This is a genomic window from Arthrobacter sp. NQ4 (genome assembly GCF_029077345.1).
Taxonomy (GTDB): Bacteria; Actinomycetota; Actinomycetes; order Actinomycetales; family Micrococcaceae; genus Arthrobacter.
This window is the reverse complement of sequence record NZ_JARETC010000002.1, coordinates 448,423-473,005: the sequence shown is the minus strand read 5'-3', so window position 1 is coordinate 473,005 and position 24,583 is coordinate 448,423. Positions and strand designations below refer to the sequence as shown.

General features: G+C 65.9%; 26 protein-coding genes and 1 pseudogene. 20 read left to right on the top strand and 7 right to left on the bottom strand.

Annotated features, from left to right (window positions below):
- Positions 1–2: 2 nt before the first annotated feature.
- Both PUN51_RS06025 and PUN51_RS06020 read left to right on the top strand, forming a co-directional pair.
- Complete coding sequence (locus PUN51_RS06025) at positions 3–884, top strand: carbohydrate ABC transporter permease (protein ID WP_159631817.1); 882 nt, start codon at positions 3–5, stop codon at positions 882–884.
- The gene (locus tag PUN51_RS06020; RefSeq protein WP_275180238.1) at positions 881–1,711 is read left to right on the top strand and encodes a carbohydrate ABC transporter permease; all 831 of its coding nucleotides are present in this window, start codon (positions 881–883) and stop codon (positions 1,709–1,711) included. Before PUN51_RS06025 ends, PUN51_RS06020 begins: the two co-directional genes overlap by 4 nt.
- On the opposite strand, the gene PUN51_RS06015 is transcribed toward PUN51_RS06020, so the two are convergent.
- A complete protein-coding gene (locus PUN51_RS06015; protein WP_275180237.1) occupies positions 1,708–1,935 on the bottom strand; it encodes a hypothetical protein in 228 nt (75 codons plus the stop codon). The genes PUN51_RS06020 and PUN51_RS06015 overlap by 4 nt on opposite strands.
- Positions 1,936–2,045: 110 nt before the next feature.
- On the opposite strand from PUN51_RS06015, the gene PUN51_RS06010 reads away from it, so the two are divergent.
- From PUN51_RS06010 to PUN51_RS05980, 7 genes and pseudogenes are all read left to right on the top strand, one after another.
- Positions 2,046–3,053 (top strand): AAA family ATPase, encoded by a 1,008-nt coding sequence (locus PUN51_RS06010; RefSeq protein ID WP_275180236.1) that lies wholly within the window; start codon positions 2,046–2,048, stop codon positions 3,051–3,053.
- Between the two features lie 6 nt (positions 3,054–3,059).
- Entirely contained in the window at positions 3,060–3,962 is a 903-nt protein-coding gene (locus PUN51_RS06005) for a DUF58 domain-containing protein (RefSeq protein WP_275180235.1), read from the top strand.
- Positions 3,952–4,428 carry a hypothetical protein gene (locus PUN51_RS06000; RefSeq protein ID WP_275180234.1) on the top strand — a complete coding sequence of 159 codons (477 nt, stop codon included), beginning with the start codon at positions 3,952–3,954 and terminating at the stop codon, positions 4,426–4,428. The genes PUN51_RS06005 and PUN51_RS06000 overlap by 11 nt, the downstream gene beginning before the upstream one ends.
- Positions 4,419–6,404, top strand: coding sequence for a vWA domain-containing protein (locus PUN51_RS05995; protein ID WP_275180233.1), 1,986 nt, complete (start codon positions 4,419–4,421; stop codon positions 6,402–6,404). The genes PUN51_RS06000 and PUN51_RS05995 overlap by 10 nt, the downstream gene beginning before the upstream one ends.
- Positions 6,401–7,117 (top strand): hypothetical protein, encoded by a 717-nt coding sequence (locus PUN51_RS05990; protein ID WP_275180232.1) that lies wholly within the window; start codon positions 6,401–6,403, stop codon positions 7,115–7,117. The genes PUN51_RS05995 and PUN51_RS05990 overlap by 4 nt, the downstream gene beginning before the upstream one ends.
- A 326-nt stretch (positions 7,118–7,443) precedes the next feature.
- Positions 7,444–8,409, top strand: coding sequence for a methylenetetrahydrofolate reductase (locus PUN51_RS05985; RefSeq protein WP_275180231.1), 966 nt, complete (start codon positions 7,444–7,446; stop codon positions 8,407–8,409).
- Between the two features lie 18 nt (positions 8,410–8,427).
- A pseudogene (locus PUN51_RS05980) lies at positions 8,428–8,710 on the top strand (5-methyltetrahydropteroyltriglutamate--homocysteine S-methyltransferase); the annotation flags it as partial.
- Between the two features lie 25 nt (positions 8,711–8,735).
- On the opposite strand, the gene PUN51_RS05975 reads toward PUN51_RS05980, so the two are convergent.
- The 3 genes from PUN51_RS05975 to PUN51_RS05965 are packed head-to-tail and all read right to left on the bottom strand — an operon-like array spanning position 8,736 to position 10,967.
- Positions 8,736–9,452, bottom strand: a complete 717-nt coding sequence (locus PUN51_RS05975; protein ID WP_224026282.1) for a DUF4386 family protein — start codon at positions 9,450–9,452, stop codon at positions 8,736–8,738.
- Positions 9,453–9,497: 45 nt separating this feature from the next.
- Positions 9,498–10,004, bottom strand: a complete 507-nt coding sequence (locus PUN51_RS05970) for a DUF2004 domain-containing protein (RefSeq protein ID WP_224026281.1) — start codon at positions 10,002–10,004, stop codon at positions 9,498–9,500.
- 45 nt (positions 10,005–10,049) lie between these two features.
- Complete coding sequence (locus PUN51_RS05965; RefSeq protein WP_224026280.1) at positions 10,050–10,967, bottom strand: LysR family transcriptional regulator; 918 nt, start codon at positions 10,965–10,967, stop codon at positions 10,050–10,052.
- 95 nt (positions 10,968–11,062) lie between these two features.
- Here PUN51_RS05965 and PUN51_RS05960 point away from each other — a divergent pair, with 95 nt between their 5' ends.
- The 8 genes from PUN51_RS05960 to nrdF all read left to right on the top strand — a co-directional run bounded on the left by PUN51_RS05960 (position 11,063) and on the right by nrdF (position 19,533).
- The gene (locus PUN51_RS05960) at positions 11,063–12,460 is read left to right on the top strand and encodes an NAD(P)/FAD-dependent oxidoreductase (RefSeq protein ID WP_224026279.1); all 1,398 of its coding nucleotides are present in this window, start codon (positions 11,063–11,065) and stop codon (positions 12,458–12,460) included.
- Positions 12,457–13,188 (top strand): DUF1365 domain-containing protein, encoded by a 732-nt coding sequence (locus PUN51_RS05955; protein ID WP_275180230.1) that lies wholly within the window; start codon positions 12,457–12,459, stop codon positions 13,186–13,188. Before PUN51_RS05960 ends, PUN51_RS05955 begins: the two co-directional genes overlap by 4 nt.
- On the top strand, positions 13,185–14,561 hold the full coding sequence (locus PUN51_RS05950) for a class I SAM-dependent methyltransferase (protein ID WP_275180229.1): 1,377 nt from the start codon (positions 13,185–13,187) through the stop codon (positions 14,559–14,561). Before PUN51_RS05955 ends, PUN51_RS05950 begins: the two co-directional genes overlap by 4 nt.
- Positions 14,562–14,596: 35 nt before the next feature.
- On the top strand, positions 14,597–15,118 hold the full coding sequence (locus PUN51_RS05945; RefSeq protein ID WP_275180228.1) for a TspO/MBR family protein: 522 nt from the start codon (positions 14,597–14,599) through the stop codon (positions 15,116–15,118).
- A 370-nt stretch (positions 15,119–15,488) separates the two neighbouring features.
- Positions 15,489–15,734: a glutaredoxin-like protein NrdH gene (gene nrdH, locus PUN51_RS05940; protein ID WP_013601222.1), complete on the top strand. Its 246-nt coding sequence runs from the start codon at positions 15,489–15,491 to the stop codon at positions 15,732–15,734.
- 104 nt (positions 15,735–15,838) lie between these two features.
- Entirely contained in the window at positions 15,839–16,309 is a 471-nt protein-coding gene (gene nrdI, locus PUN51_RS05935) for a class Ib ribonucleoside-diphosphate reductase assembly flavoprotein NrdI (RefSeq protein ID WP_275180283.1), read from the top strand.
- Between the two features lie 20 nt (positions 16,310–16,329).
- The gene (gene nrdE, locus PUN51_RS05930) at positions 16,330–18,450 is read left to right on the top strand and encodes a class 1b ribonucleoside-diphosphate reductase subunit alpha (RefSeq protein WP_275180282.1); all 2,121 of its coding nucleotides are present in this window, start codon (positions 16,330–16,332) and stop codon (positions 18,448–18,450) included.
- A gap of 108 nt (positions 18,451–18,558) precedes the next feature.
- Positions 18,559–19,533 (top strand): class 1b ribonucleoside-diphosphate reductase subunit beta, encoded by a 975-nt coding sequence (nrdF, locus tag PUN51_RS05925; protein ID WP_015937302.1) that lies wholly within the window; start codon positions 18,559–18,561, stop codon positions 19,531–19,533.
- A gap of 129 nt (positions 19,534–19,662) precedes the next feature.
- Here nrdF and PUN51_RS05920 read toward each other — a convergent pair whose 3' ends face one another.
- Positions 19,663–21,192 carry an HNH endonuclease signature motif containing protein gene (locus PUN51_RS05920; protein ID WP_275180227.1) on the bottom strand — a complete coding sequence of 510 codons (1,530 nt, stop codon included), beginning with the start codon at positions 21,190–21,192 and terminating at the stop codon, positions 19,663–19,665.
- Positions 21,193–21,409: 217 nt separating this feature from the next.
- Here PUN51_RS05920 and PUN51_RS05915 point away from each other — a divergent pair, with 217 nt between their 5' ends.
- The 3 genes from PUN51_RS05915 (at position 21,410) to PUN51_RS05905 (ending at position 23,439) form a co-directional block, all read left to right on the top strand.
- Positions 21,410–21,808: a DUF7793 family protein gene (locus tag PUN51_RS05915; RefSeq protein WP_159631832.1), complete on the top strand. Its 399-nt coding sequence runs from the start codon at positions 21,410–21,412 to the stop codon at positions 21,806–21,808.
- A gap of 301 nt (positions 21,809–22,109) precedes the next feature.
- On the top strand, positions 22,110–22,847 hold the full coding sequence (locus PUN51_RS05910) for a PspA/IM30 family protein (protein WP_275180226.1): 738 nt from the start codon (positions 22,110–22,112) through the stop codon (positions 22,845–22,847).
- Positions 22,848–22,893: 46 nt separating this feature from the next.
- A complete protein-coding gene (locus tag PUN51_RS05905) occupies positions 22,894–23,439 on the top strand; it encodes a hypothetical protein (RefSeq protein ID WP_275180225.1) in 546 nt (181 codons plus the stop codon).
- Positions 23,440–23,463: 24 nt separating this feature from the next.
- Here the strand turns inward: PUN51_RS05905 and PUN51_RS05900 are convergent, their stop codons facing one another.
- On the bottom strand, positions 23,464–24,018 hold the full coding sequence (locus PUN51_RS05900; RefSeq protein WP_159631835.1) for a DUF3090 domain-containing protein: 555 nt from the start codon (positions 24,016–24,018) through the stop codon (positions 23,464–23,466).
- A gap of 56 nt (positions 24,019–24,074) precedes the next feature.
- Entirely contained in the window at positions 24,075–24,560 is a 486-nt protein-coding gene (locus PUN51_RS05895; RefSeq protein WP_224026214.1) for a hypothetical protein, read from the bottom strand.
- Positions 24,561–24,583: the final 23 nt, after the last annotated feature.

Below are 24,583 nucleotides of genomic sequence, written 5' to 3'. Positions count from 1 at the left end.
CGGTGCCCGCCAGCCACCGCACACGGCAAGTGCTCCGCTACCTGCCGGTCCTGCCCGCCGTCGTGCTCCTGCTCGTGTTCCTCGCCGGCCCCGTGCTGTGGGCTTTCCACGCCTCGCTCACCAACGCCGGACTGACCGGCCGGCATGCCAGGAACCCCGAATGGGTGGGGCTGGACAACTACCAGCGGCTGCTGCAGGACCCGGTCCTTCCGCTTTCGCTGGCCCTGACCGTCCTGTTCGTCGCCGGTTCGGCGATCCTGGGCCAGAACGTACTGGGCCTCGCCCTTGCGGTCCTGATGCGGCGTGCACGGCCCGTGGTCTCCGCAACCGTTGGGACCGCCGTCGTGGCCGCCTGGGTCCTGCCGGAAATCGTGGCGGCGTTCGCGGCCTACGCCTTCTTCAGCCGCGACGGGACACTCAACCAACTCCTGGGCCGGCTGGGGGTGCCGGAAACCGACTGGCTCTATACGGTTCCCATGGCGGCCGTGATCCTGGCCAACGTGTGGCGCGGAACCGCCTTTTCCATGCTGGTATACCGGTCCGCACTCAGCGGGGTCCCCGGCGAGCTGACCGAGGCCGCGCAGATGGACGGAGCCGGCGCCTGGCAGCGGCTGGCGTTCATCACACTGCCCGTGATCCGGGGCAGCATTGCCACCAACCTGATGCTGGTCACGCTGCAGACACTCGCCGTCTTCACCCTGATTTGGGTCATGACCGCCGGGGGCCCTGCCAACGGCAGCACCACGCTGCCCGTCATGGCCTACCAGGAAGCCTTCAAATTCGGCGACATCGGCTACGGCACTGCCGTCGCTACGGTCCTGATCCTCATCGGCGCCGTGTTCGGGGCAGCCTACCTCCGCCTCCTCAGGGAGCAGAGACCGTGACCGCCCGCAACGTACGTGCCCGCAGCACCTGGGCGGACGTGGCCCTGCTGCTGACCGGCGCCTGCTTCCTGCTGCCCCTGCTCTGGCTGGTCCTCGGTTCAGTGGACCCCTCCGCCGGACACGCGGTCAAGGTCCCCCAACAGCCCGGACTGGATAACTTCGCCGCCGTCCTCACTCCTGAACTGCTCTTCCGCCCGCTGTGGAACAGCCTCCTGCTGTCCGCGGGTACCGGGCTGGTGACGCTGGCGGCGGCCGTGCTTGCCGCCTACCCCCTGTCCCGCTACCGGTCACGCTTCACGACGCCCTTCATGTACGGCATCCTGTTCGGCACCTGCCTGCCCATCACGGCCATCATGGTGCCGGTCTACGGCCTGTTCGTGCAGCTCCGGCTGCTGGATTCCCTGCCGGCCACGGTGCTGTTCCTGGCCGCCACCAGCTTGCCCATGGCGATCTGGATGACCAGGAACTTCATGGACGCCGTACCGCTGGCTCTGGAGGAAGCCGCCTGGGTGGACGGCGCCTCCAGGCTGGCCGGGCTGCGTTCAATCGTGCTTCCCCTCATGGGCCCGGGCCTGGGCGTGGTGTTCATCTTCGTGTTCATCCAGGCCTGGGGGAACTTCTTCGTCCCGTTCGTGCTGCTGCTCTCCGAGGGAAGGCAGCCGGCAGCAGTATCGATCTTCAGCTTCTTCGGCCAGCACGGGGCAGTGGCGTACGGCCAACTGGCCGCATTCTCCATCCTCTATTCGGTTCCTGTCCTGGCCCTTTACGCCATCGTGGCGCGCGGGTCCGGCAACTCACTGGCCCTGTCGGGAGCTGTCAGGGGCTAATCGATGTCCTCGAGCACCACGCCGAACGGCAGGGTGTCGTCCAGGTGGGCCTGGTGGCCGTGATGGGTGTCCACCACGCGGACGCCGTGGAGTTTATCGGCAGCGGACTGCATCAGGACGGGCCTGACAGTGTCGATCACCATCTGGCTCTTGCCGGCGAGATATTCCTTGTAACTGGCTGGGAGCTCAATCATGGCAAAAGGATAGACCTGCCGGACCCGCATGGGGAGGGGTGCCCATTGCCGGACCCGGGCTGCCCGGCTTGGATAGGATGGCGGACGGGACACAGCCGGCCCGGACCCGCGCGCCCAAAACCGTCATCAGGGGGAAACCAGTGCTTTCGACCAGCGTGCCCGCAAGAATCCAGCCTGCGGAGCTGGCCAGGGGGCAGCAAGTGGCCGCCAACATCTCACGCAGTTTCGATGCGAAGGTTGTGGGGCAGTCCCGGCTGCGGGAATCGCTGCTGGTGGGCCTGCTGACCGGCGGCCACATCCTGCTGGAGAGCGTCCCGGGACTGGCCAAGACCACCGCCGCGCAGACCCTGGCCGACGCCGTCAGCGGTGAATTCCGCCGCATCCAGTGCACCCCGGACCTGCTGCCCAGCGACATCGTGGGAACCCAGATCTACGATGCCGCGAAGGGCAGCTTCCACACCCAGCTCGGCCCGGTCCACGCCAACATCGTGCTGCTGGATGAGATCAACCGCTCCAGCGCCAAGACCCAGAGCGCCATGCTGGAGGCGATGCAGGAACGCCAGACGTCCATCGGCGGCCAGGACTACCGGCTGCCCTCCCCGTTCCTGGTCCTGGCCACCCAGAACCCCATCGAGCAGGAGGGCACGTACCAGTTGCCTGAGGCGCAGATGGACCGCTTCATGCTCAAGGACGTCCTGGACTACCCCAGTCCTGCGGAAGAGGCCGAGATCATCCGCAGGATCGACGCCGGCGTCTACACCCCTGGACAGAAGCCCGCCGCAGCCGCCTCCCTGGATGCCGTCACCGAGATCCAGGAACTGGCCACCCGCATCTACATCGATCCGGCCGTCATCAACTACATCGTCGGACTGGTGTACGTGACTCGGAACGCGTCCCAGTACATCGACGCCAGGCTTGCCGGGTTCATCGAGTTCGGCGCCAGCCCCCGTGCCAGCATCGCCTTCAGCCGGGCAGCCCGTGCGGTGGCGCTGCTGAACGGCAGGGACCACGTCATCCCCGAGGACGTCAGGTCGCTGGCCCACAGGGTGCTGCGGCACCGGCTTATCCTGAACTTCGATGCGGTGGCCGAGCAGGTTCCCGTGGAATCGGTGATCGACGCCGTCGTGGCCGCCGTCCAGACTCCCTGACCCCGCATGGCCAGCCTCCTCCAGCGTGTGAAATCGAAGATGGCCATCTTCGCGCACCGCAAAGCCCGCGTCATGCTCGACGGCGAGTACGGGTCGGTGTTCAGGGGCCGCAGCCTGGACTTCGATGACCTGCGCGCCTACGTGCCCGGCGACGAGGTCCGCGATATCGACTGGAAAGCGTCGGCGCGCCACGGCTCACCCCTGATCCGGCGTTACGTGGCTGTCCGCCGCCAGACTGTCCTCCTCGTCACCGACACGGGGCGCAACATGGCCGCGGAGGCGCTGTCCGGTGAAGTGAAAAAGGACATCGCCGTGCTGTCCCTCGGCGTCCTGGGCTACCTGGCCCACCGGCACGGCGACGTGGTGGGGCTGGTATGCGGTGACTCATCGGCCACCCGTTCCTTCCCGGCTAAAAGCGGGGAGGCCCACCTGGAACGGCTGCTGCGGCACGTGGACTCACACACCGGCCTGGAAGCGGCAGCCAGCAGGATCCAGGACCAGCTCGACTACGTGGCGCGCAACATCAAGGGCCGCCACCTGCTCTTCGTCGTCGCTGACGAACTGGCCGCGGACGATGCCACTGGCCGGCTCCTGCGCCGGCTGCGCGCCCAGCACGAGATCCTCTGGCTGACGCTCAGGGACGCGGAACTGGCGCCCTCACCCGTGGCCGGGGCAAGCCCACACATCGGCGGGGACTCCTACAGCGTGGCCGATTCCTCCCTCCTGGCCTGGCAGCCGGCCACGTCCGCGGCAGTGGCGGCCGCCTACGCCACAGCCGCCGAAGAACGCGGCGCGGGCCGCAAGGCAATGTTGCGCGCCGCCGGGATCACGGAGGGTGAAGTGGCCGGCAGCGGGGACGTCATCACCGGCCTGTTCGCCCTCCTGGAAAGGCACCGGCGTGCAGGCTGATCCCGGCTTCTACGGCCCGTTGCAGTACAACCCCGCCTGGATGTGGTGCGGCGCGGCACTCCTGGCCCTGGTGGCCGGGTGGTACGTCTTCGTGCTTGCCACCACCCGCCCGGCTGCCCGCTCCCAACCCGGCAGCGCCAGCTCCCGGTCCGCCCTGACGGAACTGCCTGCACTCAAGGCGGCGTACCTCCAGCGGATCCATGATGTGGACCGGGAAGCGGCGGCCGGAAACCTTGCCGAACGTGCCGCGCACCAGGAGATCAGCCTCCTGCTGCGCGGGTTTGTCCGGGACGCAACGGGTGTCGATGCCACCAGGATGACCCACCAGGACCTGGCCCGGCACCCGCTCCCGGCGGCCGCCGCTGTTATCGAAGCCCTTTACCCCGCCGAGTTCGGGCCCGGCCCGCTGCCATCTGTCACTGCGTCGGCGGCAAGGGCTTCCGAGGCGGTGCGGGCGTGGAACTGATCTTCTGGTGGCTGCTGCCGCCCGCCGCTGTTGCTGCCGGCGCTGCGGCATGGATCGCGTTGCGCAGGAACCGGCGCCCCAATGAACGACGACGGCCCGTGGCGCACGCCGACAGGCTCACGCGGCTCCCGGAATACCAGGCAGCCCTCAGGCGCCACCGCCGCCTGCTGGCCGCGGCCGGAACGGCCTGCGCGGTGCTGCTGGCCTCTGCGGCTGTTGCGGCAGCACGGCCGGCTGACGTGACCACCATCCGCCCGGAGCAGCACAACCGCGACATCATGCTGTGTCTGGATGCGTCCGGCTCCATGAGCAGTGCCGACGCCGCGGTAGTGGACGTCTTCGCCGGGCTGGCGAAAGACTTCGACGGCGAGCGGATCGGCCTGACCATTTTCGACAGCAGCGCCATCCAGGTCTTTCCGCTGACCGACGACTACGCCTACGCCCAGGAGCAGCTCCAGGGCGCCAAAGACGCCTTCAACGGCAAGCCCGGCAGTTCAGGATTCCTGGACGGCACCTGGAGCGGCAGGGGATCGTCACTGATTGGTGACGGCCTGGCATCCTGCCTCAACAGCTTCCCAGGCAGCACCGGCGGATCCTCCGCTGCTGCCGGGACCGCGGCAGGCGGGGACAGTACGCCCACGCGCTCGCGGTCGGTGGTGCTGGCCACGGACAACTTCCTTTCCGGCAAGCCGATCATGACCCTGGAGCAGGCTGCGCAGCTGGCCAAGGAGCGGTCCGTGCGCGTCTACGCCTTGAATCCGGGCGACCTGGACTATGGCAGCGGTTCCGACCAGCCCGGTGCCCAGCTGCGTGCTGCAGCGGAGTCCACCGGCGGTTCGTACTACGCCCTGGACAGTCCCGATGCTGTGCCGGGAATTGTCGCCGCCGTGGAGCAAACCGAAACGGCGGGAATCCAGGGGGCGCCACGCGCCGTGTTCTCGGAAGTTCCGGCACTGCCGCTGGGTGTTGCGTTGTTGTCCGGGCTGGTCCTGTGCGCAATCCTGTGGCGCCTGCAGCGGACACCCCTGCGCAGCATGGCGTGGCTGCGGCGGGGGACCATTGTCCTGTTGCTCCTGGCAGCAGCCCTGCGGCCCAGCCTGCCCGGCGGCTCCGTGCAGGCTGCCACAGCCGACCTCAACGTGTTCTTCGTGGTGGACACCACCACCAGCATGGTGGCCGAGGACTACGGCAATGGCGCTCCGCGGCTGGAGGGCGTCCGCAAGGACATTAAGGCCATCGCAGAACGGCTGCCCGGCGCCCGTTTCTCCGTGATCACCTTCGACACCAAGGCGCACGTACGGATGCCACTCAGCACCGACACGCTGGCGCTGGAAACCATCACGGACGTCATGGAACCCCAGGTGACCGCCTATGCCAGGGGCAGCAGCATCACCGCCGCCAGGCAGGTGCTCTCCGAGCGTCTGGCCGCTGCCCGGGACAGCCAGCCCGGGCGGCCCAGGCTGGTGTACTACCTGGGGGACGGTGAGCAAACCAGCGGCAAAGAGCCGGAGGCCATAAGGGTCGACGGCGGATTGGTGGCCGGGGGAGCGGTGCTGGGTTACGGGACGCCCGGCGGCGGCCGGATGAAGGAGAACACCGGCCACGCCTCCGACGGCGGGGGAACCGGGGGAGGGAACGTTCCGCGGGCGCCGGCGGAGTACGTGCAGGACACCCGGGCCGGCGGCGCAGGGGACGCGCTGTCGGTCATCGACGAAGGCCGGCTGCGGACCATTGCCTCCCAGCTGGGCGTGCCCTACGTCCACCGTGCTGCCGGCGATCCGATGGCGGCCATGATGGAACAGGCGCACCCCGGCAGGGCCGAACGTTCAGACCAGGACGGTTCGCTGGCCGCGGCCACTGAGCTTTACTGGATCTTCGCCGCCGGAGCTTTCCTGCTGGCCTTGCCGGAAGCGGTGGGCATCCTGCGGCAGCTTCGCGGGCTTCGGCCTTCTCCCGGCGAAAGGGGGGTACGGTGAACGCCACGGTCCGCAGGCGCCGGCTGCTGCTGTGGTCCGTGCTGCCGGTGCTCCTCATACTGTGCTTCGCCGCCAAGCTGCTCAGCCTGGGTATCCTCGCCCGTCAGGCCACCGCCGGTTTCGAGGCCGGAAGCGCGTCCACTGTGGGCACGGCGGCCAGCGCCCTGGGAATAGCCAACCTGGTGGAGCCGCACAAGGCGCCGTTCGCCGCGGGGGACGCTGCCGTGCTGGCCGGTGATGACGGGACTGCCAGAGCGCTGTTTGAACAGTCACTGCAGATGGTCCCGGCAGGCTCGGGCGACGAATGCCTGGTTCGGGTGAACCTGGTCCTGGTGATTGAACGGCTTGGTAACAAGCGCCTCCAGGCCGGCGACCCGGCGTCGGCCGTTCCCCTCTTCAAGCAGGCGCTGGACATTGCCGGGCAGGCGCCGGAAAGCTGCCGGTCCAACGACGCGGAGGACGGAGCGGGCAGCCGGTTGTCGGACGCTGAGGGGCGGCTGGAAGACAAACTGGGGGCTGCCGGACAAAAAGCGGCGCAGGACCCTGCGCAAGCCGGGGAGCCGTCTCCGGATCCATCCGGTGACACGCGGCAGAGCCAACTGGGCCAGCTTCAGGACAGTGCACGGCAGGCCGAGCGCGAGCGGAACAGCGGGCGCGAACGGGAGGAGTACCTGGACAGCAACGGCGGGACCGCGCCGGAGCGGCCCTGGTAGGAACGGTTGTGGGCGAAGAAAATTCTGTTGGCGGAAGAAACAACCTGTAAAACTGCGTCTTAATTCGGTGCCGACTTGTCCCCGGACCGCCTGCCCCCTAGAGTCGTAGACAAGTTACCGCGGTAACGTGTCAGCGATCCTCCGCTCCGGAGGGTGTGGGTGCCCTCATGTGGGCCTGACATTTGCTCACGGACTACTTCATTCCAGGCGTGCAGTCGCGGCTGCGTCCTCGTGGAGTCCCTCCGTGTTCCCAAACTCAAATTCATTGCCGGTTGTCCGCCCCCTTCAGGCAGGCATCCCCAATGGCCCAAAAGCCAAGGACGCAAATGTCACCACCAAGCCTTATTGACGCACATCCCCAGTTGCCCGAGACCGCCCCGGTGGCGCTCTCCTATGAACTGTTCCCGCCGCGTTCGCCCGCGGCGGCGGAAACCCTCTGGACCACGATCCGCGAGTTGGAGACCACCGAGCCCGACTACGTCTCCGTGACGTACGGCGCCAGCGGATCAAACCGGGACACCGCCCTCGAGCTCATCAACCGGCTCCTGGTCGAAACCACCCTGCGGCCCCTGGCCCACCTGACCTGTGTGGGCAACACCCCCCAGGAACTTGCGGCGATCATCGGCGACCTGCTGGACATCGGGGTGCGCGGCATTCTCGCCTTGCGCGGCGACCTCCCCCAGGACAGTGCCCAGCCGGCGGCCGGGTCCCTGCGGTACGCCCAGCACCTGATCGACCTCATCCGCCGCGTGGAGCAGCGCCGTTCGGCCCTGCTCTGTGCCGGAAAGATCGCTGTTGGCGTGGCCGCCTATCCCACCCGCCACCCGGAGTCACCCAGCGAGGACCACGACGTCGAAGTGCTTCTCGCCAAGCAGCGTTCCGGCGCCGATTTCGCCATCACCCAGGTGTTTTTCGAAGCCGCGCAGTATGAGGACCTGCTCACGCGGGCCCGCCGTGCCGGCGTGACCATTCCCATCATCCCCGGCGTCATGCCGTTCACCAGCCTCCGCCGCCTCAAGCGGCTGGGGGAGTTGGCAGGAGTGGAACCGGCGCCCAGGCTGATGGAACGCCTCGCGGCTGCGGACAACGACATTGATAGGCTCCACATCGGCGTAGACGCCACCGTCGACCTCGCCAACGCCGCCCTCGATGCCGGCGCCCCCGGAATCCACCTCTACACCTTCAACGAGCACCAGAGTGCCCTGGAAGTGCTGGACAAGCTGGCCCTGCCGCGCCACCACCGCAGCAGCCACGCCCGGGCTGCCGTTGCCCGGCCCCAGCTGGCCAGCTGAACGCCGTCCCGGCACCGCTCCATCGAGGCCGCCCGTTCCCGCATGGAGGTTGTCCACGACCTTGAGGCCACGCGGCTTTGGCCGCGGCGTCTACGACATCCACTCCCCGCGCGTTCCCGGCGAGCAGGAAGTCACTGAGCTGATCAGCACCGCCGTCCGGCATGTACCGTCCCGCCAGCTCTGGGTCAACCCTGACTGCGGCCTGAAGACCCGCGGCCACGCCGAAACTGAGGAATCCCTGCGGAACCTGGTCAAGGCCACGCAAGCCGTCCGGGCAGGACTGCTGGAAACGGCACGCTGACCGAGACGGGCCGCACGCCGGCAGGTCACCCCATGTGGCCTGCCGGCGCCGCCTCTTTCATCCTCAGGGCGCTCACCAGCAGCCACACGGTCCATGCGAGGATCGCCACGATGCCCACCAAGGTGGGCAGCGTGTTTGCCGCCGAAAATCCTGATACCCCGATGATCCAGCCCTGGGCCAGGTATGCCAGCCCGGACAGTGCCATGAGGTAGCCGATCATGCGGGAAACGTCGCGGGCCGCTGCGACAACAACACCCAGAAGCACCAGCGCGGTGCCCAGCAGGAAGTTCTGGTAGCTGCGCATTCCCCATTCCAGCCACCGGATGCCCTCTGCCGTGGCGAACCGTGCCGGTTTCTCCGGCTCGGGCGCGGCGGCCCAGGCATCCACCGCCTGCTTCAGTGCCACGCCGTCCACCGCCTGCAGGGCTGCATAGAGCGCCAGGGCGGCAGCTGCGGAGAGGACACCGAAGCGGGCAGTCCAGGACACGGCGTGCCGCTGGATGTCGACGGCGGGCCAGAGGGCAACCAGGCCGGCGCACACCAAGGCCATGCCTATGAACTGGCCCAGATGGACAGCGGTCCACACGCCGCTTTCGGCGTAGGCGGTGAATGAGGCAACGTGGTCGTTCGCGTCGTGGGATTCGGCGTGGAACACGCCGGCAAGAATCGAGGCCGCCACGCCGGCGAGAAGGAGGGACGCAGCCAGCCGCCAGGTCCTGCGCCTGCCCTGGATCCCATCCATGGACGCCCACCATCCTCTGCGCGGGGGGTTTCGTGGAGCCCTGTTTCAGGACTCCCAGACGATTTCGTCGTCCACCACGCCGTCCTGGTCCGCGGACGCCACCAGCACCTCATCGGTGAAGTGCTCCCCGAGGGTGAAATCAAGAACGAAGTAGCGCTCCGGCTGACCGGGGTAAATGGCCACGTGCCCCAGTTTCAGGGCCTTGAGGAACACCTCGTTGGTAAGCTGGCTCCGGTCCTGGACGCCGAAGACCTTGTGCAGCTGTTCTTCCTTGAGCGCGTTGCAGTGGAAGTGCAGGTACTCCTGCGGGCTGGTGCCCTCCTGCTCCAGTTCCTCCGCAATCATTTCCCGGACCTCGTCCACCAGTTCGGGCAGGAACCGCAGCCGGTACTCGACTTTGCGCAGCGCGGCTTCATCGAAGTGGTCGTGGGCGTTGATGTTCAGGTCGAGTTCCAGCGGATGGCCGCGCAGCTCATGTTTGGCGGCGAAGAGGTGATCCATGCCGTGGTTGAGCTCAATCTCCCCAAAGTGCTGGCTCGCTACCTTGTTCATATTCTCAACATAGACCCGAAGGGCAGACCATTCCAGCGTTCCGGGCTAATTCACCGCGGTGCGCATCCCCGCGAGCGTTTCGGCCAGCAGGTCAACGAAAAGCTGCACCCGGGCCGTTTTCCGGTCATTGATCAGCAGCGCAAAGACGTTCCGTGCCAGCCGGATTTCGGGGACGTCCAGCACCACCACGCCTGCGGGCTTGTTCCGCAGCGCCAGTTCCGGAACCAGGGCAGCGCCCAGGCCGGCAGCCGCCATCTCCAGGCTGGCATGGAAGTCATCGCTGTGCGCCACCACCCGCGGGTGCAGGTTGCAGCCGGCGAAGAGGCGCTCAATGACCATGGCGTCACTGGTGCCGGGATGGTGCATGATCCAGGGCATCTCGGAGAGGTGGTCGGCCGCGACCTTCGCATCGGCCCGGAAGCCCCAGCCGGCGGGAAGCACCACCCGGAAATCATCGTCGCCGATCCACTGCCGGTTGATCGTGTTGGGCCACGCGAAGCCGGTCTGGCCCACCTGGAACACCACGGCCAGGTCCAGGTCGCCTCCGGTGCGCAGCCCCTGGATGGTCTGGCCCGGTTCTGCGACGGATACCCGCAGGTCGATTCCCAGCTTCTTCCACGCGGGATTCTTGAGGATCCGCGGCAGGACGTACGTTGCCAGGCTGGGAAAGATCCCCAGCCGCAGTTCCTGGCTGCCGGTGTCCTGCGTCCGTGAGGCGGCGGCCATCAGTGCTTCGATGTCCGTGAGCACTTTGGCGGCGTGCCGGGTCATGACGACGGCGGCTTCCGTAGGGATCACGGCGCGCGCCGACCGCTGGAAGAGGGTGACTCCCGTTTCCCGCTCCAATGCTGACATCTGCTGCGAGACGGCGGAGGCCGTGTAGCCGAGTGTTGCGGCTGCCGCAGCGAACGATCCCAGCCGCGTGACCTCCAGTAAGGTCTTCAGGTGTACGGGGTTTACCACCAGTTCACAGTACTGCACCCATCCGCCGCCGCGACCGCGCCGAATAGCCGTCTGTATAACCAGCACAGCGGCAATGTTCAGCAGAGGAGCCTGAAGTGTCACTTGACCCAGCAGTAAGTGCAGGCGGCCGGCGGCGCGTAGCCGTGATCGGCAGCGGGGTGGCCGGATTGACCGCCGCCTACGTACTGAACAGGCAGGACGACGTCACCCTGTTTGAGGCCGATTCGCGGCTGGGCGGCCATGCCCACACCCACGACATGCCCCAGGCCGACGGAAGCGTCATCGGCGTGGACACCGGGTTCATCGTGCACAACGAACGGACCTATCCCACCCTGCTCCGGCTCTTCGCGGAACTTGGCGTCGAAACCCAGGACTCCGAGATGAGCATGTCCATCCGCTGCGACGGCTGCGGACTGGAATACGCCGGCGCCCGCGACGGCGCGCGCGGAATCATCGCCAAGCCCTCCAGCCTGCTGCGCGGCCGTTACCTGCTGATGCTGCTGGAGGTCACCCGCTTTTACCGGAAGGCGAGGGCACTGCTCAGGACGGCGCCGCCGTCGGCCGTCAGCGACGAAGTCGACGTGCCCGAACTGACGCTGGGGGAATTCCTGGCGCGGGAAAAGTTCAGCAGCTACTTCATTTCCCACTTCATGACCCCGGTGGTCAGCGCCGTCTGGTCCTGCGATCCCACCACCGCCCTGGCCTATCCGGCGCGGTACCTCTTCACGTTCCTTGGCCACCACGGCATGCTGGGAGTCAAGGGCTCGCCTCAGTGGCGCACCGTGACCGGCGGCTCGGCACGGTACGTCGAAAAGCTTGCCGCCACGCTCCCCGACGTGCGCCTCAACACTCCCGTGACCGCCATCCGGCGCCTGCCCGAGGGCGTGGAGCTGGCAACGGCCGGCGGGCTGGAAGGCTTTGACGCCGTCGTGATCGCCACCCATCCCGCCCAGGCACTCGGCTTCCTGGCCGACGCTACGCCGGAGGAAAAGGAGGCGCTCGCCGGCATGCCCTATTCCGTGAACCACACCGTGTTCCACCAGGACCCGGCGGTCCTGCCCGCGGCGGACAACGCCAAGGCGTCCTGGAACTACCGGCTCCCGGCCTGCGACGCCCGGCCGGACAAGGTGCTGGTGAGCTACGACCTCACCCGGCTGCAGCGGCTTGAGCCCGCGGACGGCCGCCCCTACCTGGTGAGCCTGGGCGAGTCGGAGCTGATCTCCGACGACGCCGTGCTGGAACGGATGGTGTACGAACACCCGCAGTACACTCCGGAATCCCTGAAAGCCCAGCAGGCCATCGCGGCGCTGGGCGACGGCAGGATCGCTTACGCCGGGGCGTACCTTGGCTGGGGCTTCCACGAGGACGGAGCCCTCTCCGGGGTACGCGCCGCGGAGAAGCTGGGCCGCACCTGGCCGGTGGCCCGGGCCGACGATTCCACGGACTCCACCGGCGAGGGGGAGCGGGAACTGCTGTCCGCAGAACCTGTATGACCATGGAGGCCTCGATCTACCGCACGTCCATTTCCCATGTGCGGCGCACCCCGTTGAAGAATGCTTTCACCTACCGGAGCTACAGCTGGTTCGTGGACGTCGACAACCTTCCCCGCCTGCCCGGGCTGCTCCGGCCACTCGCGGTGTTCCGCGCCGGAGACCACCTGGGCGATCCGGACGCGGACATCCGCTCCAACGTGGAGCGGTACCTGCGCACCCAGGGAATAGAGCCCGACGGCGGCGCTATCCACATGCTGACCAGTGCCAGGGTTTTTGGCTACGTCTTCAATCCGCTCACGCTGTTCTGGTGCTACCGCTCCACCGGGGAACTGCAGTGCGTGGCGGCCGAGGTCCACAACACCTATGGCGAGCGGCATTGCTACCTGCTGCACACCGATCCCGGCGGCCGTGCCTCGGTGCCGAAAGCGTTCTACGTTTCACCTTTCAACGACGTCGACGGGCAGTACCGGATGAAACTCCCTGCCCCCGGGGACAGGCTTGCGGTGTCCATCGTCCTTGAGCGCGAAGGGCACCGCCCCTTCGTGGCCACCATGGACGGCCGCCGCAGGCCAGCCACCATTTCCAACATCCTCGCGGCGGCTTTGACGGTGCCTGCCGCGCCGCTGCTGGTATCCGCCCTGATCCGGGTCCAGGGCATTAAACTCTGGGCAAGACGCCTGCCCGTCGTTGCCAGACCACATCACCCCTCACAGGAGGCAGTTCAATGACAATGACTGACGACAACGGAACTGCTTCAGCTTCCGTCCACAACAAGACCCACGGGCCGGCCGCCACCCACCCGCCCGCAGCCTGGACCGCCGTCGGGGTCCCCGCTGGGCCCGCCACCATCGATCCTGCCCTGTGGCCCGGTGTTGCCCAGCCGCCGTCGGGCCTCAAGGCCGATGTTGCAGGGAAGGCCGCGGGCCTGATGTTCAGGGGTGCAGTCAAGCGGCTTCCGCTGCGCGTTGAATACCCTGACGGTTCGGTCCTGGGGATGGGCGGACCGGACGCCCCCGTGATGACCATGCTGCGGCCCGCAGCATTCGAGGCGCGGATCGGCGACAACGGGCTGATCGGGCTGGGCGAATCCTTCATGGCCGGTGACTGGGAGGCATCCGACCTGGCCGCGGTGCTCGAAGTCTTCGCGGCCTCGGTGGACACGCTGATCCCCATGCCGCTGCAGAAGCTGCGCTCGCTGTACCTGCCGCGGACGCCCCGCCAGGAACGCAACGCCGAACAAAACACCCGCAGCAACATTTCGCGGCACTACGACCTGTCCAACGACCTGTTCTCCAACTTCCTGGACACCACCATGAGCTACTCGTCGGCGCTGTTTCCCGGCGGGGCCGGGCCGCTGTCCTCGGTGGTGTGGGATTCCCTGGCGGAGGCCCAGCAGGCCAAGATCGACCGGCTGCTGGACAAGGCCGGCGTGGGCGAGGGTACCCGCTTGCTGGAAATCGGCACCGGCTGGGGTGAGCTTGCCCTGCGTGCCGCTGCCCGCGGCGCGACCGTCTACAGCGTCACGCTGTCCAGTGAGCAGCAGGCGCTGGCGCAGGAACGCATTGCGCAGGCCGGCTTCGCGGACCGCGTGACGGTGGCCCTGCAGGACTACCGCGCCGTGGAAGGGGAGTACGACGCCGTGGTGTCCGTCGAGATGATCGAGGCCGTGGGGTACGAGTACTGGCCCATTTATTTCCAGACGATCGACCGCGTCCTGGCCCCGGGTGGAAAGGTGGCCATCCAGGCGATCACCATGCCGCACGGGCGCATGCTGGCCACCCGCAATGCCTACACCTGGGTGCACAAGTACATCTTCCCCGGCGGCTTCCTGCCGTCCGTCCGGGCCATCGAGGGCGTGACGCAGCAGCACACCACCCTGCGGGTGCGGGAACGCATGGGCATGGGCGACCACTACGCCGCCACCCTGCGGCTGTGGGAGGAACGGTTCCTTGCCCGTTCCCGCGAGGTAGGGGAGCTGGGCTTCGACGCCGTGTTCCAGCGGATGTGGCTGTTCTACCTCTGCTACTCGCGCGCCGGGTTCCAGTCCGGGTACCTGGACGTGCAGCAGATTGTGCTGGACCGCCGGGAGGCGCAGCTGTAGGTTTCACCGTGTACCCAGCGGGGACAGGAGGACGCATGAAACTGAAGACGCTCGCATGGACCACCGCGGCGACGGTGGCGACCGCCGCTGCGGGAGGTGTTGCGACGGACCCCCGGAGCAGTTGGTACCTGAAGCTGCGCAAGCCGGACTGGCAGCCGCCCGCGATTGCCTTTCCCGTGGTGTGGACGGCCCTGTATGCGGACCTTGCCGTGACGTCCGCCGCCGCACTCGACAACGCGGTGGAGCTGGACCGGGCTGCCGACACTCCGGGTCCGGTCAGGAAGGACCACAGCCGGGAACTGCGCGCTTACCGGGGTGCACTGGCCGCCAACCTGGTACTCAACGCTTCATGGAGCTGGTTCTTCTGGCGCTCCCGCCGGCCGTGGCTGGCCGCTGCCGAGGCGGCGGTACTGGCGGCCAGCAGCGCAGACCTGGTGCGCAGGACGTACCGGCTGAACCGGGTTGCCGGAGCATCGCTGGCTCCGTATGCGGCATGGTGCGGCTTCGCCACTGTGTTGTCCACCGACATTGCCCGGCTCAATCCAGCCAGGCCTTAGGCGGAAGGGCTGCCGGTTCAGCGTCCTCCGGGGGTGCTGCAGGTCCCAAGGGTCCCTGACCACTACATGTAGTGGTCAGGGACCCTTTTCCTTGTGGCCGGACGGCCGGGCGACACGCCGGGAATCACGACACGCGGACTGTGCATATGTGTTCAACCCCATCCACAGGGTGTGGACCCAGACCGCAAAAATCCCGGGATCCCGGGCATTTTTCCAGTCCCTGCCTGTGGATTAACGGTGCATTAAATGACATACTTGTAATACATCATCTTGGGGTTCCAAAGAGGCGTCTGCACTACATGTAGTATCTACATACAGCTGGACGGGGACACCGACCCAGCAGAAGAGTTCAACTAAGGGGACAGGGACAATGACCGTAACGGTTTACACGAAGCCTGCTTGTGTTCAGTGCAACGCCACTTACCGCGCGCTCGACAAGAAGGGCATCACCTACCAGAGCGTTGACATCTCCCAGGACGCCGAGGCACTCGAGCGCCTGAAGGCACTGGGCTACATGCAGGCTCCCGTTGTGGTCACCGACCAGGACCACTGGTCCGGCTTCCGCCCGGACAAGATCGAGGAACTCGCGCTGTCAGCCGTTTCCTCCGTGGCCTAGGAGCCACAGCTTTTCCTGCCGGCAACCATCAACCAGCTGAGGTGACTCCCATGGCAGCACCAACAGCACAGCGAAGCGCTTCGCAACACCACGCGGCTCAGCGCGTGGAGGTGTCCCCGCCGGCCACTTCGCACCACCACCCGGAGCAGGTCGTCACGGACAGCCCGCTCATCTACTTTTCCTCGGCATCCGAGAACACCAGCCGCTTCGTCGCGAAGCTTGGCCGGAAGGTGGCCCGGATCCCGTTGTATGCAAAGGACGCACCCCTCCTCGCCACCCGGCCCTTCGTGCTGGTGGTGCCCACCTACGGCGGCACCGGGGGAGAGGGGTCCGTTCCCAAGCAGGTCATCCGGTTCCTGAACAACCCGCAGAACAGGCAACTGCTCCGCGGCGTCATCGGCGCCGGCAACACAAACTTCGGGGAAAACTACTGCATGGCCGCGGACATCATTGCCGCCAAGTGCCAGGTACCCCACCTTTATCGATTCGAACTTATGGGAACGCCGGAAGACGTCACCCGGGTCAACCAAGGATTGGACACGTTTTGGACACGACTGTCGCAGACACAGAAGTAACCAGGGCCCAGAAGCCTGAGATGCCCGCCGCCTACAAGGGCTTGGGTTACCACGAGCTGAACGCCATGCTGAACCTCTACGGCCCGAACGGCGAAATCCAGTTCGACGCCGACCGCGAGGCCGCCCACCAGTACTTCCTGCAGCACGTTAACAACAACACCGTGTTCTTCCACGACCTGGAGGAGAAGCTCGACTACCTGGTGAAGAACCAGTACTACGAGCGCGAGACGCTGGACCAGTACACGATGAACTTCATCCGTGACCTGTTCAACCGTGCCTACAAGAAGAAGTTCCGCTTCGAGACCTTCCTGGGCGCCTTCAAGTTCTACACCTCGTACACGCTGAAGACGTTTGACGGCAAGCGCTTCCTGGAGCGCTACGAAGACCGCGTCTGCATGGTGGCCCTGCACCTGGCGCGCGGCAACGAGCAGCTCGCCCTGCAGATGGTGGATGAGATCATCGACGGCCGCTTCCAGCCGGCCACCCCCACCTTCCTCAACGCAGGCAAGAAGCAGCGCGGCGAGCTGGTCTCCTGCTTCCTGCTCCGCATCGAAGACAACATGGAGTCGATCGGCCGCTCCATCAACTCCGCACTGCAGCTGTCCAAGCGCGGTGGCGGCGTGGCGTTCGCACTGACCAACATCCGCGAGGTGGGTGCGCCCATCAAGCAGATCGAGAACCAGTCCTCCGGCGTCATCCCCGTGATGAAGCTCCTCGAAGACAGCTTCTCCTACGCCAACCAGCTCGGTGCCCGCCAGGGTGCCGGCGCCGTGTACCTGCACGCGCACCACCCGGACATCTACCGCTTCCTGGACACCAAGCGCGAGAACGCGGACGAGAAGATCCGCATCAAGACCCTCTCGCTGGGCGTCGTCATCCCGGACATCACGTTCGAGCTGGCCAAGAAGGACGAGGACATGTACCTGTTCTCGCCCTACGACGTGGAGCGCGTCTACGGCATGCCCTTCTCCGACGTCTCGGTCACCGAGAAGTACTACGAGATGGTGGACGATTCCCGGATCAAGAAGACCAAGATCAAGGCGCGGGAGTTCTTCCAGACCCTCGCCGAGATCCAGTTCGAATCCGGCTACCCGTACATCATGTTCGAGGACACCGTGAACCGGGCCAACCCGATCGACGGCAAGATCATCATGTCCAACCTGTGCTCGGAAATCCTCCAGGTTTCCCAGCCCACCACGTACAACGATGACCTGTCCTACGACGAGACCGGCAAGGACATCTCCTGCAACCTCGGTTCGCTGAACATTGCCAAGACCATGGACTCGCCGGACTTCGGCCTGACCATCGAGACGGCCATCCGGTCCCTGTCCGCAGTGTCCGACATGTCCAACATCACCTCGGTTCCGTCCATCGCCAAGGGCAACGACCAGAGCCACGCCATTGGCCTGGGCCAGATGAACCTGCACGGCTACCTGGCCCGTGAGCGGGTCCACTACGGTTCCGAAGAGGGCCTGGACTTCACCAACATCTACTTCTACTCGGTGGTGTACCACGCCGTCCGCGCCTCCAACCTGCTGGCCATCGAAACCGGCCAGACGTTCGGCGGCTTCGAGAAGTCCAAGTACGCCTCCGGCGAGTTCTTCGACAAGTACACGGAGCAGGAGTGGGTGCCGCAGACCGAGAAGGTCCGCGAGCTCTTCAAGGACGTGCACATCCCCACGCAGGCGGACTGGCTGGCGCTGAAGGCCTCCGTCATGGAGCACGGTATCTACAACCAGAACCTGCAGGCTGTTCCGCCCACCGGCTCGATCTCCTACATCAACAACTCCACCTCCTCGATCCACCCGGTGGCGTCCAAGATCGAGATCCGCAAGGAAGGCAAGCTGGGCCGCGTGTACTACCCGGCGCCGTACCTCACCAACGACAACCTGGAGTACTACCAGGACGCGTACGAAATCGGCTACGAGAAGGTCATCGACACCTACGCAGCTGCCACCCAGCACGTGGACCAGGGCCTGTCGCTGACGCTGTTCTTCAAGGACACCGCCACCACCCGCGACATCAACAAGGCCCAGATCTACGCCTGGAAGAAGGGCATCAAGACCATCTACTACATCCGTCTCCGCCAGCTCGCGCTGGAAGGGACCGAGGTCGAGGGCTGCGTCTCCTGCATGCTGTAGCCCCGCTGGTCGAGCCTGTCGAGACCAAAGGTTGAGTACGACGGCGGGTGCCCGCCCGCCGTCGTACGCTTTAACTTAGAGAAACCCACCCAACGCTTAGGGGATGACATGACCGAGAAGGTCAAGCTGCTTAGCCACGTCGAGGCCATCAACTGGAACCGGATCCAGGACGACAAGGACGTGGATGTCTGGAACCGCCTGGTGAACAACTTCTGGCTGCCGGAGAAGGTGCCGCTGTCCAACGACGTCCAGTCGTGGAACACGCTGACCCCGGTCGAGCAGCAGCTCACCATGCGCGTGTTCACGGGGCTCACCCTGCTGGACACCATCCAGGGCACTGTGGGCGCCGTTTCCCTGATCCCGGATGCGCTGACCCCGCACGAGGAAGCCGTGTACACGAACATCGCGTTCATGGAGTCCGTGCACGCCAAGAGCTACTCCTCGATCTTCTCCACGCTGGCCTCCACCAAGGAGATCGACGAGGCGTTCCGCTGGTCCACCGAGAACGAGAACCTTCAGAAGAAGGCGCAGATCGTCATGGACTACTACCAGGGCGACGACCCCCTGAAGCGGAAGGTGGCCTCCACCCTGCTGGAGAGCTTCCTGTTCTACTCGGGCTTCTACCTGCCCATGTACTGGTCCTCGCGCGCCAAGCTGACGAACACGGCTGACCTGATCCGCCTGATCATCCGCGACGAGGCCGTGCACGGCTACTACATCGGCTACAAGTTCCAGCGCGCGCTGGAGACCGTGTCCGAGGAGCGCCGCCAGGAAATCAAGGACTACACGTTCGAGCTGCTCTTCGAGCTGTACGAGAACGAGGTCCAGTACACCCACGACCTGTACGACGGTGTGGGCTTGGCTGAGGACGTCAAGAAGTTCCTGCACTACAACGCCAACAAGGCCCTGATGAACCTGGGTTACGAGGCGATGTTCCCGGCATCCGTCACCGACGTGAACCCGGCCATCCTGTCGGCCCTGTCCCCGAACGCCGACGAGAACCACGACTTCTTCTCCGGCTCCGGGTCTTCCTACGTGATCGGCAAGGCCGTGAACACCGAAGACGAGGACTGGGACTTCTAACTGGTTATTTCGATACGCAGGCCGGCGGCACATTCTGTACTGTGACAGCCGGTTTCAATGGACCCCGCATGTTTTGTGCGGGGTCCATTGCGCTTCCCGGGCGGCACGAACCGACAGCACACGTTGAGCTCACCGCGCGGCGAGGTACGCAGCCAGGCAGTCCTCGCCGAGGGACCGTGGCAGGCGGAAGTAGTCCACTGTGCCTTTGCCCGCTGGCATCATTGAGTTGCTGCCTGGTTGAGCCAGGATGCCAGCGCGCGCCTGCGGCGGCGAAGGCAACTTCGGTGGCTCCCAGTCCTGGTGCTCACTCTTGTAATTGCGCCCGGAGGGCGAAACCCAGCCGGGCGGCTCATTCATTGACGCCGCCGTCGGCCGCCACCGGCTGGTGTGCCGCAGCCGATGGTGCTTGCGACATGGCTGTCCCAGGTTGCTGATTCCAGTGGTCCCGCCCTGGTGCCAGGCGAGCAGATGATCTGCTTCGTTGTCCAAAGAACTGTTGTTGCAGCCGGGGAAGGGACACTTGCCGTCCCGCAAACGCAGCCACCGCCGCATGGCTTTTGTGAGCCGGTAGCTGGTGCGGCCTATTTCCAGCGGGGCGCCGTCCCGGGGATCCACGAGCACGCGGTAAAACGAAGCGGCTCCGTTGGCTACGAGATCCCGTGCCATGGCAGCCGGGATGGGGCCATAACCGTCCAGCATGGCGGGTTCGTCCGTGGCACCGAGGAGGGAAAATACCGGGACTGTGACCAGGACTTCGGCGCGGGGAACGGGGATGTCAGCAAGCCCCTTCGACGCGGTACCGGCGTCGTCAGTTCCCGCGGACCCGCCGCAGCAACCGGTGCAGCCGCTGCCCCCGCGGAGGGCCGTAGCGGCGAAAAGATCCGCGCGAAGTTGGGTGAGGGTGCGCTCCTCGTTGGGTCCCTGGAAGCCCCGGGCAATAGCGGTGTAGCGGTTCCAGATGGCCGTAGCCTTGTCTGCCGGCAGGTATGCGGACAAGCGTGCCATGCCGTCCTGCTCCGGAGCGAACTCGAGGCACCTCTCCGTCACGCTCTTTGCGTGCCGTATTTCGATGCTGTCCGGATGGTTGCGTTCGCGCCAGACCCGGGCCTTGCGCCGGAAGCGGTATGCGGGCATCTCCCCTGCGGGGCAACCGCGGGCAGCGTCCGGCGCGTCCGGGTCGAGGAAGTGGGCCTCCAACGCGGTCGCGGCGTCAGGGTTGAGGGTGGCGGCCTCCTCCACCATGACGCGGGCGTGCTGCCACGACATAGTTCCAGCCTTGAGTGCTTCCAAAGTCCGGGGCAGCGAGGTCGTGAGCGCGTAGGACTGTGCCAGAAGTGCACCGGCGGCACGGTCGCCGATGGCCAGGAGGCAGCCTACCTCCGCGGCGATGGCCATTTCCTGCGCCTGCACCGGGATGTCCGGGGGAGCGATAGACCGCGCTGACTCCGCGAACGTGGCCACAGCCTCGGCCTTCAGTGCGGCGACACGGGCCTCGGTCCGAGCCAGTCCGGCCAGGATGTCCAGGCATTCGTCGGCGCCGGCGGCCAAGGGATCGTTGGCTGCGGGCGCTCCGCATGCGGCTTTGGCTACCTCGCCACGGACCACGGCAAGGGCGGCGTCGATCGCCTCAAATGCCTCTGCCACCGCGTCCCGTCCCATGTACTAACGATGAAGGGAGGGTCTGACAATTTGAGCGGGTAGTGGACTGCACCGGAAGTTTTCGCTACTACCCCCGGATAGTCGTTGCCCATAGGCTATGTGAGCAGATGAAAGGGTTGCGCACAGTGGCCCACGGCGTGTGGGTCCGTTCTGCTGCAAAGGCGACGCCGTTCAGCTACGGTCAGGAGCTGCGCTGCACTTCCACGACAGGGGACACATGAGCACAGTGGACATCAAAGGCAAGGCGACGCTGGAGTTGTCCGATGGAGTCCTTCGCTTGAGCTGGAAGCAGGGAACCTACGTAGGCATCGACGTGGCCAACGCCGCCCTCGCGGCCATCTCCTCCTTGGCCCAGGGCACCAGGTTGCCGATGCTGGTCGAAATCCACGGTGTGACCCACTCTGCGGCCGCTCGAAAAGTCTTTCCCGACGCAGCCAGCATTTCGCGTATGGCATTGCTGGGTTCCTCTCCCGTTGATCGCGTCATCGGCATGTTCCGCCTCCCCCTGGCACCGACGGGATTCCCGGTCAGGTATTTCACGTCTCGGGACAAGGCAATGGCGTGGCTGCTTGAGGACTCGGAGGAGGAAGCCACGGAACTGGGCGACACCGACTGATCGCGGTTCCCATCCAGGCAACACCCGCGAGGAATGCCCGCCGATCCGCATCTACGGGCACGGGGCCGGCGGCGGATTGGGGGGTTGCATCCGGTCTCGGGATGCTCCGGCCGCCGGCCCTGGCTCGATGTGCAGACCCTGCCCCAGCGGCAGGATCTTGACCTCAACGATAGGACCCGTCACTGAACGGCAACCCACGATGGGCACAAGGTTCGCTCAAGAGTGGCTCTGGCATTACCACTGGTTTTTGGATGACGGCGGTCAGATAGGATGCGAATTCCATCAACGATAGAAAGACCCCGTGAAGCAGAGTATTTTCGCCCGCGTTGCCCAGCTCGCCAAGGCCAACCTGAACACCCTCCTGGACTCAGCCGAAAACCCGCAGAAGATGTTGGACCAGATGATCCGGGATTACTCGGAGAACATCCGCGAAGCCGAGGCCGCCGCGGCGCAGACAATCGGCAACCTCCGGATGGCCGAAGACGACTACACCCGGGCAGTGAACGACGCGAACACCTGGGGCAGCAAGGCCGTAGCCGCCTCACGCAAGGCCGATGAGTTCCGTGCCGCCGGCAACAACGCGGACGCCGACAAGTTTGACGCCCTGGCCAGGCTCGCCCTCAGCCGGCAAATGACCGCCGAATCAATGGCCAAGTCCCAGGCGCCCACCTTGGCCGCGCAGAACCAGGCTGTCGACCAACTGAAGAACGGCCTGGACCTGATGCGGGCCAAGCTCCGGGAACTGACCGTAAAGCGCAACGAACTCGTTAACCGTGCCCGGGTCGCCGCCACCCAGTCCCAGGTCAACGACGCCCTCAAAGCCCTGGGCGGTGGAGACCCGACATCGGCGATCGGCCGTTACGAAGACAGCGTCCGGCGCCAGGAAGCCACCGTCCGCGGCCAGCAGGAACTCGCATCCTCCTCCCTTGAGGCCCAGTTCGCATCACTGGAGGACCTCGGAGAGCAGACCGAAGTGGAAGCCCGGCTGGCGGCCCTCAAAGCGGGTGACCGGAAGGCCCTCGGCTCCCGGGATGGGTGAGGATGGAGCCGTAGCTGCTGGAAGATTCTGCCCCTAGGATGGCGCCATGAGGAAGTGGGGCGAGATGCATCCCGCGCTCCGTGCCGTTCTGGTTGGCGCACTCGCTTGCGCCGTCATTCTGGCAGCAGGACTTATCGCCGGGGGAAGCCTCAACGACGCCATCGCGAACGCCGTCTTCTACGCGCTGATGGTCGGTGGCGGCGTGTTCTTCCTGACGAAGCGGTTCCCGACCACGGCGGAGAAGCTTGATGAGCACGGCGACCTGGTCGTCTTCCTGCGATTCCCCGATTCATCGCCGGGCTCGTTGAGCAGCATCTGGCAGATGGGGATTGCCAGGCCGGGAGCCAGGCGGATCGATTTCCAGCCCATCGTCGACGACACGCTGATCCCCAGTGGCCGCAGCAAGGCTCTCACCGGGCTGGGGACATCAGGCGTTCCGGTGCGGAAAGTTAACCGTCACGACAATCAACAGGGCGTGCCGTTGGAATTCCGGATCCTCACCCTGGACTCAGACGGCGGCGTCATAGAAATCGCAGCCGGCCCGGCTAACCTCCAGAAACTCGAGCACGCCGTCGAGTCCGCGTCGCCGTAGCCTGTGGCTGGCAGATCGCCGGAATCATAGCTCAGGAGGAGTGCAGGCATGCCCGTCGGCGTCGATCGGGTTTCCGCAGAGCGGGCAAAGGGGCCGCCCGGCGCCCACCACTTCACGTGTGCGCTTGGTGAAGGCGCGGGCTGTCCCTACTGGCATCCGCACCAACAGCATTTCGGGAGCCTCGGCCCCGTCCTCGCCAACGGACTCGTCGTCTGGATCAACATCGGCATCGGAGAGGGGATAGGCCTCAATCACCACCTGCGCCGTCGCTGGGTCCCAGCCCAGGCCCATGGCACCGGTCCGGAACTGCTCCTCAACAGCCTCAAGCGGATCGTTGTCGACCAGCTCAATGGGCGTGCCGGTGGGGACGCTGAACGGGTTCCCTTCGAGGGTGATGAGTTGGTCGAGAATTTCATCGATCTTCTCGGCGAGCAGGGCAGATTGCTGCTTCTCCATGGCGATGCTCACCAGCTGCGCCCCCGCGCGTACCTGCAAGTAGAACGTGCGCGCACCCGGAGCTCCGACGGTGCCGATGACGACCCGATCCGGCCAGGCAAACTCGTGAACAAGTGTAGGCATGTGAGTATTTTAGGGGAGATGGCGTGCGCGGCGGGTTTGCCCTGCCGCACGGGAGTTCACGGAGCGCGCAAGTGAGCCAGCACCAGCCCGATAGGTATGCTGACGGCGATCACCACCAGCAGGGCCCGGTATCCCCACGAAAACCAACCGGACGTTGGGCCCCGGCCCTGAACGGTCCGGAACATCAATGCCAGCGAAACAACCAGCAGCGCCCCGCCGGCATCAACAACCCACGGGTTGCCGGTCAATGTCCCGCCAATGACGGCCGCAGAGGCGCCGTTCCAGGCCACCAGCTCCGCAACTGCTTTCCACCCCACAAAGCGTTGCGGGGCCAGGAAGTACTGGGCAATGCCCAAAGCACCCTGTGCCACTCCTCCGACGAGCACCAGGTACGCAGCGGCCCACGACCCATGCTCAAGACGGAGCGGACCGGTGACTGCCGCAACCAACCCGCCCGCCACAACGCACAACAGCGCGACCGCGCCGAAAGCCACGGCCCCCTTCATAGTGCCTCCCGGCATCACACGTGACGAGTCGCTCATGCGCTCCAAGCTACTGCACTGCT

What these genes read in the sequence shown, in the direction of transcription:
- PUN51_RS06015 (WP_275180237.1), bottom strand. Translation starts at nt 1,935, where the DNA reads ATGCGGGTCCGGCAGGTCTATCCTTTTGCCATGATTGAGCTCCCAGCC.
- PUN51_RS06005 (WP_275180235.1), top strand. Translation starts at nt 3,060, where the DNA reads ATGGCCAGCCTCCTCCAGCGTGTGAAATCGAAGATGGCCATCTTCGCG.
- PUN51_RS05985 (WP_275180231.1), top strand. Translation starts at nt 7,444, where the DNA reads ATGTCACCACCAAGCCTTATTGACGCACATCCCCAGTTGCCCGAGACC.
- PUN51_RS05975 (WP_224026282.1), bottom strand. Translation starts at nt 9,452, where the DNA reads ATGGATGGGATCCAGGGCAGGCGCAGGACCTGGCGGCTGGCTGCGTCC.
- PUN51_RS05970 (WP_224026281.1), bottom strand. Translation starts at nt 10,004, where the DNA reads ATGAACAAGGTAGCGAGCCAGCACTTTGGGGAGATTGAGCTCAACCAC.
- PUN51_RS05955 (WP_275180230.1), top strand. Translation starts at nt 12,457, where the DNA reads ATGACCATGGAGGCCTCGATCTACCGCACGTCCATTTCCCATGTGCGG.
- PUN51_RS05950 (WP_275180229.1), top strand. Translation starts at nt 13,185, where the DNA reads ATGACAATGACTGACGACAACGGAACTGCTTCAGCTTCCGTCCACAAC.
- PUN51_RS05945 (WP_275180228.1), top strand. Translation starts at nt 14,597, where the DNA reads ATGAAACTGAAGACGCTCGCATGGACCACCGCGGCGACGGTGGCGACC.
- nrdH (WP_013601222.1), top strand. Translation starts at nt 15,489, where the DNA reads ATGACCGTAACGGTTTACACGAAGCCTGCTTGTGTTCAGTGCAACGCC.
- nrdE (WP_275180282.1), top strand. Translation starts at nt 16,330, where the DNA reads ATGCCCGCCGCCTACAAGGGCTTGGGTTACCACGAGCTGAACGCCATG.
- nrdF (WP_015937302.1), top strand. Translation starts at nt 18,559, where the DNA reads ATGACCGAGAAGGTCAAGCTGCTTAGCCACGTCGAGGCCATCAACTGG.
- PUN51_RS05920 (WP_275180227.1), bottom strand. Translation starts at nt 21,192, where the DNA reads ATGGGACGGGACGCGGTGGCAGAGGCATTTGAGGCGATCGACGCCGCC.
- PUN51_RS05915 (WP_159631832.1), top strand. Translation starts at nt 21,410, where the DNA reads ATGAGCACAGTGGACATCAAAGGCAAGGCGACGCTGGAGTTGTCCGAT.
- PUN51_RS05905 (WP_275180225.1), top strand. Translation starts at nt 22,894, where the DNA reads ATGAGGAAGTGGGGCGAGATGCATCCCGCGCTCCGTGCCGTTCTGGTT.
- PUN51_RS05900 (WP_159631835.1), bottom strand. Translation starts at nt 24,018, where the DNA reads ATGCCTACACTTGTTCACGAGTTTGCCTGGCCGGATCGGGTCGTCATC.
- PUN51_RS05895 (WP_224026214.1), bottom strand. Translation starts at nt 24,560, where the DNA reads ATGAGCGACTCGTCACGTGTGATGCCGGGAGGCACTATGAAGGGGGCC.